Origin of the sequence: Hydrogenophaga sp. (assembly GCF_036675665.1) — a bacterium.
GTDB lineage: Bacteria > Pseudomonadota > Gammaproteobacteria > Burkholderiales > Burkholderiaceae_C > Hydrogenophaga.
This window is the reverse complement of record NZ_JAKFEO010000037.1, coordinates 165,742-183,231: the sequence shown is the minus strand read 5'-3', so window position 1 is coordinate 183,231 and position 17,490 is coordinate 165,742. Positions and strand designations below refer to the sequence as shown.

Annotated in this window: 15 protein-coding genes; 5 read left to right on the top strand and 10 right to left on the bottom strand. The window is 62.2% G+C overall.

Features of this window, described 5'->3' with window-relative positions; genetic code table 11:
• Nucleotides 1-978: 978 nt before the first annotated feature.
• A complete protein-coding gene (locus tag V6M63_RS15525; protein WP_332743326.1) occupies nt 979-1,989 on the bottom strand; it encodes a LysR family transcriptional regulator in 1,011 nt (336 codons plus the stop codon).
• An 89-nt stretch (nt 1,990-2,078) separates the two neighbouring features.
• Here V6M63_RS15525 and V6M63_RS15520 point away from each other — a divergent pair, with 89 nt between their 5' ends.
• From V6M63_RS15520 to V6M63_RS15510, 3 genes are all read left to right on the top strand, one after another.
• Nucleotides 2,079-3,053, top strand: a complete 975-nt coding sequence (locus V6M63_RS15520) for a Bug family tripartite tricarboxylate transporter substrate binding protein (RefSeq protein WP_332743324.1) — start codon at nt 2,079-2,081, stop codon at nt 3,051-3,053.
• Between the two features lie 2 nt (nt 3,054-3,055).
• Nucleotides 3,056-3,859 carry an alpha/beta fold hydrolase gene (locus V6M63_RS15515; RefSeq protein ID WP_332743322.1) on the top strand — a complete coding sequence of 268 codons (804 nt, stop codon included), beginning with the start codon at nt 3,056-3,058 and terminating at the stop codon, nt 3,857-3,859.
• 89 nt (nt 3,860-3,948) lie between these two features.
• Complete coding sequence (locus tag V6M63_RS15510) at nt 3,949-4,644, top strand: Crp/Fnr family transcriptional regulator (RefSeq protein ID WP_332743320.1); 696 nt, start codon at nt 3,949-3,951, stop codon at nt 4,642-4,644.
• 38 nt (nt 4,645-4,682) lie between these two features.
• Here the strand turns inward: V6M63_RS15510 and V6M63_RS15505 are convergent, their stop codons facing one another.
• Nucleotides 4,683-6,926 carry a DUF6351 family protein gene (locus tag V6M63_RS15505; protein WP_332743318.1) on the bottom strand — a complete coding sequence of 748 codons (2,244 nt, stop codon included), beginning with the start codon at nt 6,924-6,926 and terminating at the stop codon, nt 4,683-4,685.
• A gap of 547 nt (nt 6,927-7,473) precedes the next feature.
• On the opposite strand from V6M63_RS15505, the gene V6M63_RS15500 reads away from it, so the two are divergent.
• The gene (locus V6M63_RS15500) at nt 7,474-7,785 is read left to right on the top strand and encodes a cupin domain-containing protein (RefSeq protein ID WP_332743316.1); all 312 of its coding nucleotides are present in this window, start codon (nt 7,474-7,476) and stop codon (nt 7,783-7,785) included.
• 38 nt (nt 7,786-7,823) lie between these two features.
• On the opposite strand, the gene V6M63_RS15495 is transcribed toward V6M63_RS15500, so the two are convergent.
• The 6 genes from V6M63_RS15495 to V6M63_RS15470 all read right to left on the bottom strand — a co-directional run bounded on the left by V6M63_RS15495 (nt 7,824) and on the right by V6M63_RS15470 (nt 14,308).
• Nucleotides 7,824-8,741 carry an SLAC1 anion channel family protein gene (locus V6M63_RS15495; RefSeq protein ID WP_332743314.1) on the bottom strand — a complete coding sequence of 306 codons (918 nt, stop codon included), beginning with the start codon at nt 8,739-8,741 and terminating at the stop codon, nt 7,824-7,826.
• A gap of 68 nt (nt 8,742-8,809) precedes the next feature.
• Nucleotides 8,810-10,453, bottom strand: coding sequence for an MFS transporter (locus V6M63_RS15490; protein WP_332743312.1), 1,644 nt, complete (start codon nt 10,451-10,453; stop codon nt 8,810-8,812).
• On the bottom strand, nt 10,443-10,850 hold the full coding sequence (locus V6M63_RS15485) for a DoxX family protein (protein ID WP_332743310.1): 408 nt from the start codon (nt 10,848-10,850) through the stop codon (nt 10,443-10,445). The genes V6M63_RS15490 and V6M63_RS15485 overlap by 11 nt, the downstream gene beginning before the upstream one ends.
• Complete coding sequence (locus V6M63_RS15480; protein WP_332743308.1) at nt 10,850-12,745, bottom strand: amidohydrolase; 1,896 nt, start codon at nt 12,743-12,745, stop codon at nt 10,850-10,852. Before V6M63_RS15480 ends, V6M63_RS15485 begins: the two co-directional genes overlap by 1 nt.
• Before the next feature lie 10 nt (nt 12,746-12,755).
• Nucleotides 12,756-13,409: a hydrolase gene (locus tag V6M63_RS15475; RefSeq protein ID WP_332743306.1), complete on the bottom strand. Its 654-nt coding sequence runs from the start codon at nt 13,407-13,409 to the stop codon at nt 12,756-12,758.
• 197 nt (nt 13,410-13,606) lie between these two features.
• Nucleotides 13,607-14,308, bottom strand: a complete 702-nt coding sequence (locus V6M63_RS15470) for a pirin family protein (RefSeq protein WP_332743304.1) — start codon at nt 14,306-14,308, stop codon at nt 13,607-13,609.
• 119 nt (nt 14,309-14,427) lie between these two features.
• Here V6M63_RS15470 and V6M63_RS15465 point away from each other — a divergent pair, with 119 nt between their 5' ends.
• Nucleotides 14,428-15,366, top strand: a complete 939-nt coding sequence (locus tag V6M63_RS15465; RefSeq protein WP_332743302.1) for a LysR family transcriptional regulator — start codon at nt 14,428-14,430, stop codon at nt 15,364-15,366.
• 671 nt (nt 15,367-16,037) lie between these two features.
• Here the strand turns inward: V6M63_RS15465 and V6M63_RS15460 are convergent.
• The gene (locus V6M63_RS15460) at nt 16,038-16,640 is read right to left on the bottom strand and encodes an NADPH-dependent F420 reductase (RefSeq protein ID WP_332743300.1); all 603 of its coding nucleotides are present in this window, start codon (nt 16,638-16,640) and stop codon (nt 16,038-16,040) included.
• 17 nt (nt 16,641-16,657) lie between these two features.
• Nucleotides 16,658-17,392 (bottom strand): SDR family NAD(P)-dependent oxidoreductase, encoded by a 735-nt coding sequence (locus V6M63_RS15455; RefSeq protein WP_332743298.1) that lies wholly within the window; start codon nt 17,390-17,392, stop codon nt 16,658-16,660.
• Between the last annotated feature and the right edge of the window lie 98 nt (nt 17,393-17,490).

The following is a 17,490-nucleotide window of genomic DNA, read 5'->3' as shown; positions in this document are numbered from 1 at the left end:
TTGTAAGTCCTTGATTCCTCGGAAGCGCCAGAGCAACTACTGTGGCGCCCTACGGTGGACGCGAGCAAAGCTTTGCCGATCCAGACGCAAAGCTCTGCCGCTATCGGTTCGAAGAATGCTTACTGCCATAGCTAACCGTGTCGTTTAGGCCGGCAGCAAATGAGCCTTAAGGGTCGTTCGAAGCCGGTCGGGAGCGGGCAGAGACGGCGACCACCTTGGATTTCGCTGGACGAGGACCCGCTGAAGACTGGTCTCGGACATTCAAGGTCGTTCTGGAAACGGCCGTGACCGACGAGAACCGGTCATTGGGCAAGCAACATCTGGAACTGCTCGGTACGACGCAAAGCGGTCACTGCACTGCGTTCGGTTAGACCGGGTCGTCCAACTATGCGGCTGAGGCACGGGTGATTGATGGCGCGATGAAGATATTCCGGCTCTTGAACGTCGTTGGTGACCTCGCTAGAAGCTTCGCCCGCTCACCCGCTCTGTCACTGGTGCGATGACCGCTCATGGGGATACTGCTGACGCTGCCTGCGGCCATGGGTGCAAGGCTGGCAGAGCGTCCGCGGACTGATCTGTCCAACTGGCGCTGCCAACCCGTTGCGGACCTTCGAATCGCTGATTTCGCTGCCCCGAAATCGCCAGTCAACTTCGCGATCACCGGCTTGTGCGGTAAGGGCAGAGAGAACCCGGGGAGTGCAATTGACTGACCACATGGCTCAGCGACCCGACCGTCGCACGTTCGGTGTACGCCAGCCTACCCAGCCTCATCGCAGCCCGCTCACGGTACCCCCAGGTCAGCGCCCCGATTCATCTGATCTATGGAGAGAAGGACTGGTCACGCCCGTCGGACAGGCAGGCCAACAAGGAACTGCTTCCATCCGCTCAATTCACTCAGGTGGCGAATGCCGGCCACTTCATTGCCCTGGAAAGGCCTGATGTGCCGGCCCACCTGCTGAATGAGAACGCGTGATCGCGTCAGCTCTTTGCTCGTGGCAAAGGAGTTTTTCGCTTTCGTTCGGCGGGTCTTCGCATTTCGGGCCGCGAGCGCACGCGGACAGCCGCCGCTTTGCGCAGGAACGCCCCCAAGCGAATTGCTGCTTCGCCCATACCAGCCTTGGGCTGCAGGATGCCGATCGGCTCAATGTGCACGGCGTCGCCAACGCGAAGTTCCACAAGGACGCCTTCGTCCAGCAGCGGTCGTGCCAGATTCAGCGGCAATACGGCGAGCAACGGCCGATGCCGCAGAAGGCGCCACAGCATGTTTAGCGACCGCGTTATGACCGGGTAAGTACGTGGCGGCTGAGGGAAGTTGCTCGCGATGTCGTCGAAGCACTGCCTAGCCGCAACGCCGACCGGTAACAAAAGCCAAGTGGCCTTTGCGATGTCCAACCATTTCAGGGACCGGACGCGCGCCAATGGATGGTCTGCCTGACACAGGATCACGTAGCGATCATCGCGCAGAGGATGAAACTCCCATCCTTCGGGAAGCACGGGCGGGCGACGGCAGACGACAAGGTCCACCTCGCCACGCGCAATAGCCAACAACTGATCCTGACCCTCTGCCTCGAGCAGATGAATCTGGATCTCGGGATATTGATCACCAAAGTCTGGGAGCATGTCGAGCAGCACGCCGTTTGTTGCAGCCCCAGACGCGACCACGCGCACAACTCCTTGGCCGTGCCGGTGGCGCGCGCTGACGGTTTCAGCGCCACTTGCGACTCCCATCATCAGTTGGCGAGCAACCGGCAGCAGGTCGGCACAGGCCGGCGTCGGTCGCACGCCGCGCGCGTGACGCTCGAACAGGCGCACCTCCAGCAACGCCTCCAGATATGCGAGTGTCTGGGAAACCGAAGACTGCGTCATACCAATCGCATCCGCCGTGCGCTGCACGCTGCCGAGCTCGGCCAAAGCCAGGATCACCTGCACGTGGCGGAACTTGCCGCGGGCAAGCAGTCGGTTGAGAAAGACGGTGGCACTGTGCGGCAAGGTATCGGGAAGTCTAATGGATAACCCATCAAATTAATTCGACGGCGATGGGTGCTCGGCCGAAGATTGCGGACCTACAAGGAGACAACATGAGATACCTTTTGCGCTTCGCAGCTGCCGTGGCGGCCGGCTTCCTGGCCACGTCCGTGGTCCACGCCCAGCCCGCCGAATGGCCCGCTCGCCCTGTCCGCATCATCGTTCCCGCGCCAGCGGGTGGTCCATACGACCAAGTGATCCGACCGGTGGCCCAGCAGATGTCCCAAGCACTGAAGGTTCCCGTGGTCATCGACAACCGACCCAGTGCCGGAAACATTGTCGGTACGCAAGCCGGCGCTGTCTCTGCACCAGACGGTTACACGCTCACGACGACGGGCATGCTCAACACGATCGTGCAGGGCATGTATGAGAACGTGCCTTTCGACATCGTGAAGGACTTTGAACACATCGGCGAGATCGGCCGGGCTGCGCAGTGGTTGGTGGTGCGCAGCGACGCAGGCATCAACACCTTCGAAGATCTCCTGCAGCGTGCCAAAAAGGAGCCGGGCAAGATGAACTACGCCAGTTCCGGCGCCGGCAGCACCGGACACCTGGTGATGGAGCAGCTGCAGCGTGCCGCCGGTATCCAGCTCACCCACGTTCCCTACAAAGGGGGTGGCCCGGCATTGCAGGACGTGTTGGCCGGCGTGGTGTCCGTGATCGTGATTCCGCCCAATACCGCGCTCAGCCACGTGCAAGGCGGCAAGCTCAAGGTGCTGGCGGTCACCAGCCCCCAACGCAGCCCCGCGGTTCCCGATGTGCCTTCATTCGCGGAGTTGGGTTACAAGCAACTCACAGTCAGTTCCTGGATGGGGATCTCCGCACCAAAGGGAACGCCCACGCCTATTGTGCGCAAGCTGCATGCGGCTTTGCAGGTCGCCATCAACGACCCGATGGTGGTCAAGCAATTGGAGTCCCAAGGCATGGTGCCCACCACGTCCACGCCCGACGAGTACGCACAGACGGTGCGCGCCGACACTGAGCGCTGGGGCCAGCTGGTACGCAGTCTGAACATCAAGGCAAACTGACCGTGCCTTTCATTGAATCCCGCGGGCGCCGCATCTACTACGAGCGCCAGGGTGAAGGCCCGGCCGTTCTATTCCTGCATGGTGCCGGGTCCAACGCCGCTACGTGGTGGCAGCAGCTGCCCGCCTTCAGCGCGCGCCACACCTGCATCACCATGGACATCCGCTGCTTCGGCCGCTCCGTGGCGCCGGTGCAGGAGTTCGCGCTGGACAACTTCGCCGCGGACGTGATCGAAATCCTGGATCGCGAGCAACTGGAACGCGCCGCACTCGTCGGCCAATCGCTAGGGGGGTTTATCGGACTGAAGCTATCCCTGGACCATCCCGAGCGAGTTGCCGCTTTTGCGGCCTGCGACAGCTCGCTGGGCATCGACCACTCCATTCTGCTGGACATCTTCGCGAATAGGCGGATCACGCAGCGCGCCGTCAACGTGGAGCAGCGTTCTCTCGGCCGCTGGTTTCTGGAGAACCATCCGGACAAGGCGCAGTTGTACGCCCAGATCAACCACTTCAATCCGAGCGCGCATTCGATTCCCAGCGCTGAATGGGGCGAGACGTTAGCTGCGTTGCTGCAGCCAGGCAAACTGCTCCCTGTGCATGCACTGCGAGGCCTTGCGTGCCCGACGCTGCTGTTGGTGGGCCGTGAAGATCCGATCGTGCCGGTCGCCGTGATGCGCGAGTTGACAGAACTGGTTGCAGGCAGCGAACTCGCTGAGATCAAAGACGCCGGGCATTCCGCGTATTTCGAGAAACCGCAGGAGTTCAATCGCGCCGTGCTGGACTTCATCGCGCGCCGCGCGCACTACTGACAACAAGATGCCTACTGGATCGGTTGCTCCGCAGGCACTACTCCAATACCGGCGTACTTGCTGATCCCGCTGCTCACCTGACAAGTGACATGCAAACAGCGTCCACAGACCGCAATTTCCAGAAACTGCTTCGGGCTGCTTCCTGGATGCAGTTGTTGCCAAAGACTGCTGCAGACCGCGTCGTGGAGGACGCATTCGAGACCTCGCATGACACCAAGGACGTTGTCGCGCGCAAGGGTGAGCCCGTTCACTCGTGGGTTGGCGTCGCGGAAGGCTTGCTCAAGGTCAGCGCGGTCACGCACGCCGGAAGGGTGGTCATGTTCACCGGCGTGCCGCAAAGGTGCTGGGTTGGCGAAGGATCCGTGATCAAGTTCGAGATGAGGCGCTACGACATCACGGCCATGAGGCCCTCTCGAGTGATCCACATCCCTCGCGCTACCTTTCACTGGCTGTTGGACACCAACCTCGATTTCAACCACTTCATCATTGCGCATCTGAACGAGCGCGTGGGTCAGTTCATCGCAATGACGGAGGCATCCCGTTCGGTGGAACCCGTCAAGAGGGTGGCTACCGCGATCTTTTGCCTGTTCAATCCGGTCCTCTATGCGGGGGCAGGGCCGCTGCTGCAAATCTCCCAAGAGGAAATCGGCGAGCTGGCGGGGCTCTCCCGACCTACGGCCAATCAGACCATCAAAGAGCTCCAGGAACGAGGACTGGTGCGCGCGGAATACGGCAGCCTCCTCGTCCTGGACCTCGAAGGTCTGCGATCGATCAAGGAATCGTAGCGGGAAGGACGGCCGAAGCCGCCCTTTCCCGATGCCGTCTACCGGCGAGGCACCAACGCCTGCCGTGAGACTCCCTCACCGGCGGCAGCATAGGTGAACCAACTCTCCCCCTTTGCCTCCGACTGGCCTACCCCCGGTTTCGTCCAGTCGCATACGCCCTGTGGAAAGATTGCCTGCAACTGGACGATCTCCGCCGTGGTGAACGAGACTGCATAGTCCTGCAAGTTCACGGGCTTCAACTGACATTTCATGATATGGCCGCTCACCGGTCCGCCGGCCTTCATCCGCACATTGGCATGCACCGGGTAGAGCTGATTGCAGGCAGCGTTCGGGTTGAGCGTAGGCTCTTCGTCGAGCTTGACACCTGCCGCGTCCCAGCAGCCGCTCTTCAGCGTCGGCGGCTTGTTGGCTATCACTTTTTCCGCATAGCTCTTCGTGGACTTGTCTTCCGCGATGCGTTCCAGCCATTGATCCAGGCCCAACAGCGCTTGCTCGGTCACACTCTGCCCGAGTGGCAGCGTCCACATCACGAGGTTGTCGGTCGTCCCATTGAACATCTTCAGGCGTTCCAGCGAAGCAAATGATCGTTCGCGAGTATGGATGTCATTGTTGAAGTCCCGATAGTTTCGGGTCTGGATGATCGGAAGAGTCAGATTGCTTCCAAGCGTGACGCGTCCGTAACGGTATGCGTTCGCAATTCCTGTCGGATCACCGTTCGATCGCGCAGCGATGATGTTTCCATCGCTGTCACGGCCGCCGATTCTCTCGTTGAGATCGAGGAACTCCGCTGTCGTGATCTGTCCTGCATTCAATGCTTGCAGACCGTACTGCACCCCCACGTTGTCGTAGAGCGTGCGTGCGAAGCCAGTCAGAGGATCCTTTCCAAGGCTCAGGACGTTGCTGTCCCAGACGGTTGCACGGGCGCCTGTCGGATTGGTCACCGGGTGGTACCGCAGTCCAACTGGCACGACCGCATCGAACCCCCGAACGAGACCTTCGGCCTCCTGAAACGACTCGGCGATCCTTGACCAACCCGTCTGGCAAACCGTGCTTCCTGCGCTGGAGCCGCTGGTCGCGACCGCATAACCATCCACGTTTGTGCGACGGGAGCCAGGCCAGGCACCTGGAACAGCCATCGTGTTGAAGTAGTTGGAGAGCAGGTGGCAGTCGATAACGTCCGCGCCGATGGAGAGGCCGTCCGGGTAGGACCTGTCCGGGTTGATCGCGTCGAGCAGGCCGGGATATCCATGCGCGATCAGGTGTTGCTGCATAGCGCCGCCGGAGCCTCCGCTTCCGATGGTGAACTTCGGAATGCCGTAGTGCTCTGTGAAGCGTTCCTTGACCATCATGACGGTCTCCGCAGACACAACGTCATCAGAGCCAGTCCCATATGCGTTCCGCGTTCCGTACGCCACCGCGAAGCCGTTCTTCAACGCCTCATGATCAAGTGCGGAAGTGACCGAGTCACGGCCGGAGCGGTACCCGGGGCTCAGCCCCCCCTGGAACGGGTATGAGAGCTTGCCGTTCCAGCCATCCCCCGGCTTCTTGCCGCCAGCGCTCCATGGATTGCTGATTGGCTGCGCGGGATCATCGATGATCGCGATGCGATAGATGCTCTCATTGACCACGCCGGACTCGACCCGCACGATGTAGTCGACCGTCTTCCCCTCCGTGGTTGTGGTCTGCGCGAGATCCGTCGGATAAGGTTTGGACAGGGATGTGAGGGGACTGAAGTGCCCCGCAGTGGTCCGGTAGTACCAGGCAAGAACGGAAGGGGCCTCGCACGGGCCTTGCGCCGGTGGGGGGCCCAACCCGGAGGCCAGCGTCTCGCAGACCCACGGCCGCTGGTGCGCACCAAAGATCTCCCCGGTCGTGGGATGGTTCGTCAGTGCCAGTGACGCGGGAATCACGGCACTGCCATCCTTGCTCTCTACAGTGAGCGTGTTCTCGCCTAGGTTGAGTCCATCCACAAGACCAACCATTCGACCTGTTCGCGCATCCGCCGAAAAGGCTGACGTCACGTCGCGACCATTTGCCTTGATGAGCAGGCTTTGAATGGGCGCGGTGGAGCTAACGACTTCCACCAGCGCATCGCCTCCGCTGACCGCGAACGACGGACTCGAGACCGCAAGCACCTGCACAGGTGCAGGTGCAGCCGGCTCTGGCGTGGACGGACCGGTGGCTGTCGAGTCACCGCCTCCGCAGCCTCCAAGCAACAGCATCAGCAATGCGGCACACGAAGCGTGCCTTCGATTGTGCGAACCTTCTTTTTCGCGTGGCATGCACATATTTGTCTCCTTGGAAATCGCCTCGGCGCATTCAGAATGAATGACGCGCCTCCATCTTCTGGCTGCAGCGAAATCAAGTCTGTTAGCAGGCCGACAAAATGCCGTCCTCATTGCTAGGGGATTTCCCGCGGCCGTCGCTGCGGTAGACAACGCGGCACTAACGCAAAGCCATCCGGCATCGAAAGACGGGCAGCGCGCGTTACCAGTAGTTGGAGGGTCTACCGACTGCTTGCGTTTACGACATGCTGAACTTGTTCAAGCGCCGGCAAAGAAGGCTGCGACCCCAACCATGTCAGCGTCAAGCCGCGGGCTAGGCAGTTTGGGCTGCAACACGCTCCTGAACCGCCCCGCGTTTCATGGAGGCCGGTTTGTCTATATCAGGCAGTGATCGCGGGCCTGATTGTCGAGCTGAACGATAGAGTCTTCACGCCTGAAGTTCAGTCGCAAAAGCTATGGCAACGAAGTAGGCCAGTCGCACCAACTTTGGCCTGGACAGGGCCAGCCATGTGGCACAAGGTCATGTAAATCCTTGATTTCTTGGATGCGTCAGAGCAACTACTCTGGCGCCCTACGTTTGATGGAAGACCCGGAAAGTGGTCTTCTGACCGCCCTATTCCGTTGGCAGCCCAACACCGTCCTGCCCTTGCACGAACACGTTGAGATCGAGCAATCCTACGTGCTGGAAGGCAGCATCTATGACGAGGAAGGTGAGGCGCGTGCAGGCAGCTATGTGTGGCGGCCCAAGGGCAACCGGCACATCGCCCGCACCGTCGGCGGCGCGCTGGTCCTGTCCTTCTTCATCAAACCGAATCGGTTTTTGTCAGGCGACATCGCCGGGCAAGAGCTGCGCTAGGCCGACGACCCCGGTTGCGCCCAGGGCAGCACCCAGGATCAGTCCTCGCGGAAAGCCGCCCCGCTGAGCATGTGTCGAACGGTCTGCGCGGCCACCCAGCCGAGCACGCACGTGGCCGCCGTCAAGGCCAGTGCGGCGATCGAGGCGGTCGCTATTGAGGGCCTGGCCTGGTAGTAGCCCAGCGTGGCCCCTGCCCAGCCGCAGGCGGGGAAAGTCATGGCCCACCAACTCATGAAGAAGGGACCGTGCGCCAGATGGCGTCCCAAGCTGGCCAACAGGATTGCGATGAAAAGAGCCAGGCTGAAGAAGATGTCGCCCAGCGCGCCCGGCTGCCCGTGTGTGAACGCCAGGTAAGCCGACAGGCCGATGGAGGGTGGCGCAAGCAGGATGAAGAGGGTGGGCATGCTGCGCTGGCTCATCGCGGGGACGAACAGCACGCGGTGCATGACGATGGTGAAAAACACGAGCCAGAACACCAGACCGATCGAGAAGAAGAACCAACTGATCTCCCCGTGCCCGAGCGGCACGCCGCCCACTGGCACGAGGATATTGCCGACAATGGGAATGAACCAGGCGGGGGTGAGAACACCCTCGTCCTGCGCATGCAAGATCCAGCGGCGAATCAGCGTGATGGAAAACACCAGGTGAGCGGACGCACCAAGCCACCAGAGCGCCTGCGCCGCGGCGATCGAATAGTCGCGCAGCCCGATGGACAGCACGATGGCGGCCACAGAGGTGGTCGGAAAGAAGCTGGATCGCACGGGATGCCCGAACTCCTCTTTCACTGCGGAGAAGCACAGCTGGAATTTGGCGAGATGGGCAACAAACAGGACGCCAAAGACCACCACGGCAATCCCGAGCAGGATTTGGCTGACCCAGATCGGAAAACCGAACATGCGGTGCGCGGCCGCCCAGGCGTTGGCCAACCCACCGATGCCCATGACGGTGGCGAACATCGCAATGGGCAGGCGAGCGAGAAGAGGCTTCTCGGCAAAAGGTGAGGCCTTCGGTTCGGGGGCTTCTCTCATGAGGCGACCCTGTTTGCGTCATCGGCAGGCCGACCGTCCTTGATGTCCAGCGCCAGGAAGTGATGCACCATGGGTTTGTCGGGGCCCACATGGAAGCGCTGTGCCTCCGCTTGCATGTCGGCGTCCGCCTTCGAGACGCGGTGATGCTGCCGCAGATGTTCGGCCCAGGATTCGACCAGGAACCATTCAATCACCCGGTTGGGGTCGCTTGTGTGTTCGGCCACTCCCCAGGCGTACGCGCCATCGCGCCGACGCTCGCGGGCCACATGCTGCATGGCGTGAAGGAAGGCGGGCATGTCGTGCTTGTGGATGCGGTACTCAATCTGGATCACGACCGGCCCCCGGTCATGTGCCACGGGTTCGGTGAGCATCGGCTCCGGCCAATGGTTTGATGCCTGGAGATCTGCCTCGCCAGTTGGCAGATGCACGCGGTGGAACACGAACGCAGCCACCGTGAGGCCCACAGCGCCCACCAGCAACGCCAGCGGGATGCCAATCTCCTGCGCCACGATGCCCCAGGCGAGGCTGCCCCCGGCCATCGCACCGTTGAAGACCATGAGGTAGATCGCAAGGCCACGGCCACGCACCCAGTTGGGCAACACCGCCTGCGCGACGCCGTTGAGTGTGGTCAACGCGATGATCCAGCCCACGCCGAGCACCAACATCAGCGGAACAGCCACCCACTGTGGCGGTGCGACCGACAGCGCAGCCATCACGCCCGCGCTGAGAAGCGATGCCAGAAGCATCAGTCCGTCTGCGTTCATTCGAGCGCGCAAGCGCGGCAGAAAAAGCGCGCCGACGATGGCTCCTGCTCCCACGGCGCCCAGCATCAGGCCGTAGAACCCTGACGTGCCGCCGAGCATGTTGCGCGCGACCAGCGGGAGCAAAGCCCAGACCGAACTGGCGAACAGAAAGAACACGGCCGCACGCAGCAGAACCACATGCAGTTCACGGCTGGCACGCGCATAGCGCAGGCCCGCACGAAAAGCCCCGAAGAATTGCTCGGACAGCCCACTGTCCACCGTGGCGGGCCGTCGCCACCACAGCAGTGCTGCAATCACGAACGCGTAGCTCAGCACGTCAGCTCCGTAAGCAGCAGCAGCGCCAAAGCTTGCCAGGAGCAAGCCACCGACGGCGGGTCCTAGTGCGCGAGCGATGTTGATGCCCAGCGAGTTGAGTGCGACTGCGTTCTTCAGCTCGCTGCGGGGGACCAGCTCGGGCACGATCGACTGCCAGGTGGGCCCCATCAACGCGGCTCCGATGCCGCCCACAAAGGTCAACGCAATGAGGTACTCCACCGTGAGTGTCTCCGTGCGAGCCAGCACCAGGAGTGTTCCGCTGACGAGCGCCAGGAGGACCTGGATGCCGATCAGGAAGCGCCGGCGATCGAGAATGTCCGACAGCACCCCAGCCGGGATGGCCAGGAGAAAGATCGGCAGTGTGGCAGCGGTCTGAATCAGCGCCACGGCGGCAGGGTTGGTGGACAACTCGGTCACCATCCACGCGCTCGCCACGTCGCGCATGAAGCTGCCGATGTTGCCCAGAACGGTCGCTGCCCACAGCACGGCGAAAACCGGCAGGCGCAGCGGCGCAAAGCTGCCCGAGGCAGCGCTTTCGGTGTGCTTGGGATCAGCGGGCATGCAAGCCTCCTAAATCAATCCAGGCAACCAGCACCAACGCGCCGACCAGTCCCCAGTGTTCAAAAAACGCGTTCGCCAGTTGACGGCGTTCGGATGCGGGCCTGGTCCAGAAGCGGTCTGCCAGCAGGTTGGCCGATGCGGTAAACCCGGCGAGCAGCAGCGCGCCGAGCCAACGGTTCCACCCACTCAACACCATCAGCGGACCGGCCAACTCCACAGCGATGGTCATGACCGCCAGCGGCACCACAGGGGCCAGACCGAGGTGGCGCACCTCGACGACTGCCGACGGAAAGTCTCTCAGCTTGTCCCACGCTCCCTGAAGGTAGGCCGAGCACAGGAACAGCAAGGCGATCCATTGCACCCAGGGTGCGGTAAACCAGTCGCGCAAGGCGTGCATCACACCGCCCAGCACGCACAGCCCAGAGCGCCCCAGAACCCCTTGAGGTCGGCGATCGGGAGCTGGCTGCTCCAGGCCGTGGCGTGCTGATGTCCGTGCAGGTTGCAGTCGTTGGCGCAGGCGCAGGCAGCCGCGTTGCGCATGACCGCCTGCAGAGGAGCGCCCTCCGCGCCAACGTTTTCTCCCCAGTTGGCGTATCCCTTGAAAGTGCGCACGGGCGACCAGTCCGGCATGGCTGGGGGTGGTGCGCTGTGGTCGTGGGGGGAAAATTCGCCCGCACCCCACACCACTTTCCCACCCACCACGGTGAGCAGCGAGGTGATGTCGGCGAGGTCGGATTCAGGGCAGGCGAAGAAGTCCTGGTCGGGCACCATCAAATCGCCGAACTGCCCCACTTCGATCCGCCCCTTCTTGCCCACTTCGTTGCTGAACCAGGTGACGCTTTCGGTCCACATGCGCAACGCGGCCTCGCGGTCCAGGCAATTCCTCTGCGGATAGAGCTGCATGCCGCCCACCGTCTTTCCGGTGATCAGCCATGCGAGCGAAACCCAGGGGTTGTAAGAGGCAACCCGTGTGGCGTCGGTGCCGGCGGAGACGTTGACGCCCATCTCCAGCATGCGCTTGACGGGCGGTGTGGCCATGGCTGCTCCTGGCCCGTAGCGCTCGACGAAGTACTCACCCTGGTAGGCCATGCGGTGCTGCACCGCGATCCCGCCGCCCAACGCTGCGATGCGATCGATGCTGCGCTCGGAGATGGTCTCGCAGTGGTCAAAGAACCAATGCAAGCCCTCCAGCGGCGTGTCCTGGTTCACGCGCTCGAAGACATCGAGCGCGCGGCTGATGGTTTCGTCGTAGGTGGCGTGCAGGCGCCAGGGCCAGCGGTTTTGTGCCAGTACGCGAACGACTTCCTCCAGCTCTCCTTCCATCTCCGGGGCCAGATCGGGCCGAGGCTGTCGAAAGTCCTCGAAGTCTGCCGCTGAAAACACCAGCATTTCTCCCGCGCCGTTGTGGCGGAAATAGTCCGTCCCCTGCTTGTACTTCGACGTGCTCGTCCATTGAAGGAAGTCTTCTTTTTCCTGCTTGGGTTTCTGTGTGAAAAGGTTGTACGCCAGTCGGATCGTGAGCTGGTCGGCATCGGCCAATTCCTGGATCACGCGGTAGTCGTCCGGGTAGTTCTGGAAGCCGCCACCGGCATCAATGGCGCCCGTGACGCCCAAGCGGTTGAGTTCGCGCATGAAATGACGCGTGGAGTTGAGCTGGTATTCGTACGGCAGCTTCGGCCCCTTGGCCAGGGTCGCATACAGAATGGATGCATTGGGTTTGGCCAGCAGCAGTCCTGTTGGGTTGCCGCTGGCGTCGCGCATGATTTCTCCACCCGGTGGCGCAGGGGTGTCGCGGGTGTAGCCCACCGCACGCAGCGCGGCGGCGTTGAGCAAGGCTCGGTCGTACAGGTGCAGCAGGAACACGGGCGTCTGGGGCGCTACCGCATTCAATTCGGCAATGGTGGGCAAACGCTTCTCGGCGAACTGGTGCTCGCTGAAACCACCGACCACGCGCACCCACTGCGGAGCGGGGGTGACGGCGACCTGGCGGCGCAACATGTCCATGGCGTCGGCCAGGCTGCGCACACCATCCCAGCGCAACTCAAGGTTGAAGTTGAGGCCGCCGCGAATGATGTGCAGGTGGTTGTCGATCAATCCGGGCAGCACATGCCTGCCCCGCAGGTCGATCACGCGGGTGTCAGGTCCCACGAGTTCCATGACATCGCGGTCGGAGCCCACCCGAACGAAACGACCATCCTGGATGGCAACGGCACTCGCCGTCGGGTTCGACCGGTCGAGTGTTGTGATCTGACCGCCGTGCAGTACGAGTTCGGGGTGAATGCGTTCGGTCATCGGGAGGACCTCAGCCTTCGTGTGCGTTGAACATGGCCCGCGCGTAGTTGATGCCGAGGCCGTAACCACCACCCCACTTCTGCGCGATGCCCGTCGTCATGGCATACGTTTCGGTGCGCGCCCAGTCGCGCTGCAATTCCAGCAGATACTGCAGTGACGTGATGGGTTGCACGCCCGCTTGAATCATGCGCTGCATGGCGCGCTCGTGCGCCTCGGCCGAGATGTCGCCGCACGCGTCGGCAATCACGAACACCTCGAAGCCCTGGTCGATCGCCGACAACGCGGGGCCAACAATGCAGACACTCGTCCACAGGCCTGCCAGCACGATGCGCGACTTGCCGATGTCGTTGATGCGGGCGATCACCGCGACATCCTCCCAGGTGTTCATCGAGGTGCGGTCGAGCAACTTCTGGTTGGGAAACGGCGTGGTGACCTCATCGAACATGGGGCCGGAGAAACTCTTCTCCGCCACGGTGGTCAGGATGGTCGAGGCGCCAAAGCCGGCGGCCGCATTGGCCACCAGCGCGGCGTTCGAGCGCAGTTGCACGGGATCAATAGAGTGCGTGGCGAAAGCCATTTGCGACTGGAAGTCGATCATCACCAGCGTGTGGTCGTGCGGGTTGAGCAGCTTGGCGCCGGGCGTTGGTGTGGCGGTAATGGGCATTTGGGGTCCTCGGAATCAGGTTGGGGGAAAGAGAGAGCGCTGGCGCCAGCGCCATCGGGGCGTTGCGGTGCTTCTGTCGCACCCGGTGGTGAGCCCGGGGCGACGGCGTGGCTGGCACACGGCGGTGGACCTTACGGTCTTCGTCCGCTGCTGGCTAGACGGTTTGCGCGATTTTTTGAACGATTGCGCGCTGCGTCTCAGTTTGTTGAATCGACCAACACCAGTTCTGCGTCTGACAAAGCGGTAACCCGCAGCGTCTCCACGTCGCTGATCGCAGCGCCATCGCGTGCCTCCAGCGTCACGCCATCCACCTGCACGGCGCCGGTGGCGGGCACCAGGTAGCCGCGGCGACCTCGCCCGAGGTGGTACTCGGTCGACTCACCCGCTTTCAGCGAGGCGCCCAGGACACGGGCTGCCGTGCGGATCGGCAACGCATCCTCGTCACCGGGCATACCACTGGCCAATGCCACGAAACTGCCCGAACGATCCCCTTTGGGGAAAGGCTTGGCGCCCCACGACGGGGGTTGTCCGCGGTCGTCCGGCATGATCCAGATCTGAAAGATCTTCGTGACGCCCGGCTCCTGGTTGTATTCGGAGTGCCGGATACCAGTGCCTGCGCTCATGACCTGCACGTCGCCTGCTTCGGTGCGACCCTTGTTGCCCAGGTTGTCCTGGTGCGTGATGGCGCCCTCACGGACATACGTGATGATTTCCATGTTCGCGTGGGCATGGGGTGGGAAGCCCGTTCCAGGGGCAATCGTGTCATCGTTCCATACCCGCAGTGGGCCCCATCCCATGCGTGCGGGGTCATGGTATTCGGCGAACGAGAAGTGGTGCTTGGCGTCAAGCCAGCCGTGGTTGGCACCGCCAAGATCTTTGAAAGGACGACGTTCGATCATGCTGCTTCTCCATGTGTTTCGGTTGCGATGGAGTGACTTTAGGCTTCATCGATTGATAAGAGAATAGAAAAGATAGAAAATCATCGATTCCAAAAATTGCACGATAAACGCCTTGTCCGATGACCAAGCTGCCAGATCTCGAAGCATGGGCAATCTTTGCCAAAGTCGCTGAAACCGGCTCGTTCGCCAAGGCAGCAGCCGAATTGGGCTTGTCTCAGCCCACCATCTCCAAAGCCATCACCCGCCTGGAGTCGCGACTCAAGATCAATCTCTTCCATCGCACATCGCGCCGTATGTCGCTTACTGCCAGCGGAGAGGCCGCGCTAGAGCGGGCGGCGCGCATCCTGACCGAGGGAGAGACCGTTGAAGCCGAGGTCACGGAGCAGAGCCGGACCTTGCGTGGCGGCATTCGTGTGGCAGCGCCCATGTCGTTCGGCATCTCGCATCTCGCGCCGGCCTTGCCGGACTTCATGGCGAAGCACCCCGAAGTCGTGCTCGACCTGCACTTCAGCGACGAAATCATCGACATGGTCGCGCAGGGCTTCGACATGGCCGTTCGCATCTCCTCATTGCCCGACTCGAGTCTTCTGGCGCGGCGCCTTTGCAACGTGCGATTGCAAGTGGTGGGCTCGCCTGCTTACTTCGAACGGTACGGACATCCTCAACACCCGCGTGATCTGGCTGCTCACCGCGCGCTGCGCTATGTCAACGCCCGCGCAGGCGAAGCCTGGCGCTTCACCCACCCGCGGCACGGCGAGTTCTCGCAAGTCGTGCCCACCGCCCTGCGCGTCAACAATGCAGAGGCATTGGCACCAGCGATCAAAGCTGGACTTGGTTTGGCGATGCAACCTGAGTTCCTCACTCTGGAAGACTTGAAGACGGGGGCGCTGATGACAACGTTGGATGGCTGGGCAGTGCCTTCAATCGCCCTGCATGTGGTGACGCCCCCGGGACGCACGCGGCCCATGCGGGTTCAAGCATTCATCGAGTTTCTGGTGGACCAGTTCTCCAACGCGCCGTGGGCCGAAACGGGCGAGGGTCGCGGCAGGACTCGCTAACGTACTGTTCGTTTGAGATGGGCAACACATTCTGCGTGCGTGCCGCCGCGCAGGTGGCGGCGTCAAGCGCGGTGAGAGCGCGCAAGGGCAACCTCGCCGTCTTCACACATTCATTGACATCGTGTGCGAAGCGATGCCTCGAGACGAGAGCGGGCATCAACGCTTGTAGTACCTTGATGGCTGTGGATGAACGGAAGAGGCTTTACCCCCGAACGGCCAGTTGCAAGAACTTTGACCCGAACCGAGCCAGCCCTATGGCACGAAGCCTTGCAAGCCCTTGATTTCTAGAATGCGCCAGCGCAACTACTCTGGCGCCCTACGGTTGCGGCCCACCGCCACCCCGGTCCCCACCTCGACCACCCGGGCGAAGTACGTCCTGGCCCGGACATTCTCCGCCCTCGTCGCGATCGGCTGACCAGTGGCGTCCAGATCGGCTACCCGTGTCCATGCAAGTGCGTCTCGAAGTGCGACCGCGAGGGCGTCGATGTCGTCATCCGACAAAGCTTCAAGCGCCTCGGGCTCCAGTAGCTCGAACTCCTGCGTCGCGTTTGTACGCGGGCAGCGACCGACAAGCCGGGTGAGGTAGAAAGTCCCGCGGTCATTCGCGGAGCACGCGGCGGCATGGCGGGGATCCACGGCTCATCGGAATGGATGATGCCAACGATCACGATTCATTTGTCGAACACGATCAGGTCCTTGAAGATCAGATGGCCCCAGCTCTTTCCGCGCGCCTGCACCAGTAGTCCACCTTCGGACAGGCCGCCGAGTTCGATCGGGGAGAAGCCGAGCTTTTCCGCAAGCGCGCCGATCTCCGCTGCGGCCTTGGCATCGTCGCTCGCCAGGAACACGACTCTCCTGCCACCATGGACGGCTGGATCCTTTTCGAGGACGCCAGCGACCAAATGGTTAAAGCCCTTGACCAGTTTGGCGCCAGTGAATGCCTGTGCGACGGCCTTGGCAGAGGACTGCTCCACCAGTTCATCAGGGGACACACCGTAGGCATTGGTCACATCCACGATGGTCTTTCCCTTCCAGGTCGGCAGCGCCTTCGCGACATCTTTGTATGACTCGAAACGGACTGCCAAGAAGACGACATCAGCCTTGACGGCTTCCGCCAGCGTTTTGGAAATGACCTCGGGTCCGATCGCAGCCGCGGCGGCTGCAAAGCTTTGCGGGTCGCGCGTGGTGGCAACGGATACTTCAATGCCGCTTCGGGCGAAAGCCTTGGCCAGGGCCTGGCCGATCTGGCCGAAGCCGATGATTGCGTAGCTCATATATGTCCTTCGCCTGGTCAGAGTTGCGCCAGGCCGCCGTCAACGGCGACCTCGCTGGCGGTCATGAAGCTGCTGTCCGACGATGCGAGAAATGCAGCAGCAGCCCCGATTTCCGCCGGGTCAGCCATGCGCTGGAGCGGCGTCATCGCGGCGTAGGCTTTCTGGCCCTCCTCGCCCAGCGCTGTCTTCGCGAGTTCGGTCGCAGTCGCGCCGGGCGACAGCACGTTGACCCGGATGCCGGTGCCCTTCAGGTCTTCCGCCCAGGTCCGCGCGAGGTTGCGCACGGCTGCCTTGCTCGCGCTGTAGGCGCTCATCGTTGGGGCGCCCGTGGTGCCGGCGCTCGATCCGGTCAGGATGATCGATGCGCCCTTGCCCATCAGCGGCAGCGCCTTTTGGACCGTGAAGATCGTGCCCTTCACATTGGTGTCGAAGGTTTCGTCAATATGCTCTCCCGTGATCTTGCCAAGCGCCAGCGGGCTTCCGGCTCCGGCATTGGCGAAGACGATGTCGAGGCTTCCGCGCTCCACCTTCACCGCCGCGTAGAGCCGGTCCAGGTCGGCTTCATCGGAGACCGAACCCTTTATCGCGCGAGCATTGGGGCCGAGTTCGGCCACGGCGACGTCGAGCTGTTCCTGCCGGCGGCCAAAGATGAAGACGAACGCACCTTCCTCGACAAAGCGCTTTGCGGCGGCTAGGCCGATTCCGGTCGCGCCACCGGTGATCACGGCGGTCTTTCCATTCAGTCGGGTCATGTCATGCATCCTTCTAGGGTTGTAGCGCCTCAAGTGGAGGCGAGGTATCATCTGGATCAGTGCTCCGAATCCGAATAACGAAAACGAATCACTGGTCC

Bases quoted from the DNA above. Each gene is read 5' to 3' on its own strand.
- V6M63_RS15470 (WP_332743304.1), bottom strand. From the start codon at position 14,308: ATGATCGAACGTCGTCCTTTCAAAGATCTTGGCGGTGCCAACCACGGC.
- V6M63_RS15495 (WP_332743314.1), bottom strand. From the start codon at position 8,741: ATGTTCGCCACCGTCATGGGCATCGGTGGGTTGGCCAACGCCTGGGCG.
- V6M63_RS15485 (WP_332743310.1), bottom strand. From the start codon at position 10,850: ATGCACGCCTTGCGCGACTGGTTTACCGCACCCTGGGTGCAATGGATC.
- V6M63_RS15455 (WP_332743298.1), bottom strand. From the start codon at position 17,392: ATGACCCGACTGAATGGAAAGACCGCCGTGATCACCGGTGGCGCGACC.
- V6M63_RS15460 (WP_332743300.1), bottom strand. From the start codon at position 16,640: ATGAGCTACGCAATCATCGGCTTCGGCCAGATCGGCCAGGCCCTGGCC.
- V6M63_RS15505 (WP_332743318.1), bottom strand. From the start codon at position 6,926: ATGCCACGCGAAAAAGAAGGTTCGCACAATCGAAGGCACGCTTCGTGT.
- V6M63_RS15500 (WP_332743316.1), top strand. From the start codon at position 7,474: ATGCGTCAGAGCAACTACTCTGGCGCCCTACGTTTGATGGAAGACCCG.
- V6M63_RS15480 (WP_332743308.1), bottom strand. From the start codon at position 12,745: ATGACCGAACGCATTCACCCCGAACTCGTACTGCACGGCGGTCAGATC.
- V6M63_RS15510 (WP_332743320.1), top strand. From the start codon at position 3,949: ATGCAAACAGCGTCCACAGACCGCAATTTCCAGAAACTGCTTCGGGCT.
- V6M63_RS15465 (WP_332743302.1), top strand. From the start codon at position 14,428: ATGACCAAGCTGCCAGATCTCGAAGCATGGGCAATCTTTGCCAAAGTC.
- V6M63_RS15475 (WP_332743306.1), bottom strand. From the start codon at position 13,409: ATGCCCATTACCGCCACACCAACGCCCGGCGCCAAGCTGCTCAACCCG.
- V6M63_RS15490 (WP_332743312.1), bottom strand. From the start codon at position 10,453: ATGCCCGCTGATCCCAAGCACACCGAAAGCGCTGCCTCGGGCAGCTTT.
- V6M63_RS15520 (WP_332743324.1), top strand. From the start codon at position 2,079: ATGAGATACCTTTTGCGCTTCGCAGCTGCCGTGGCGGCCGGCTTCCTG.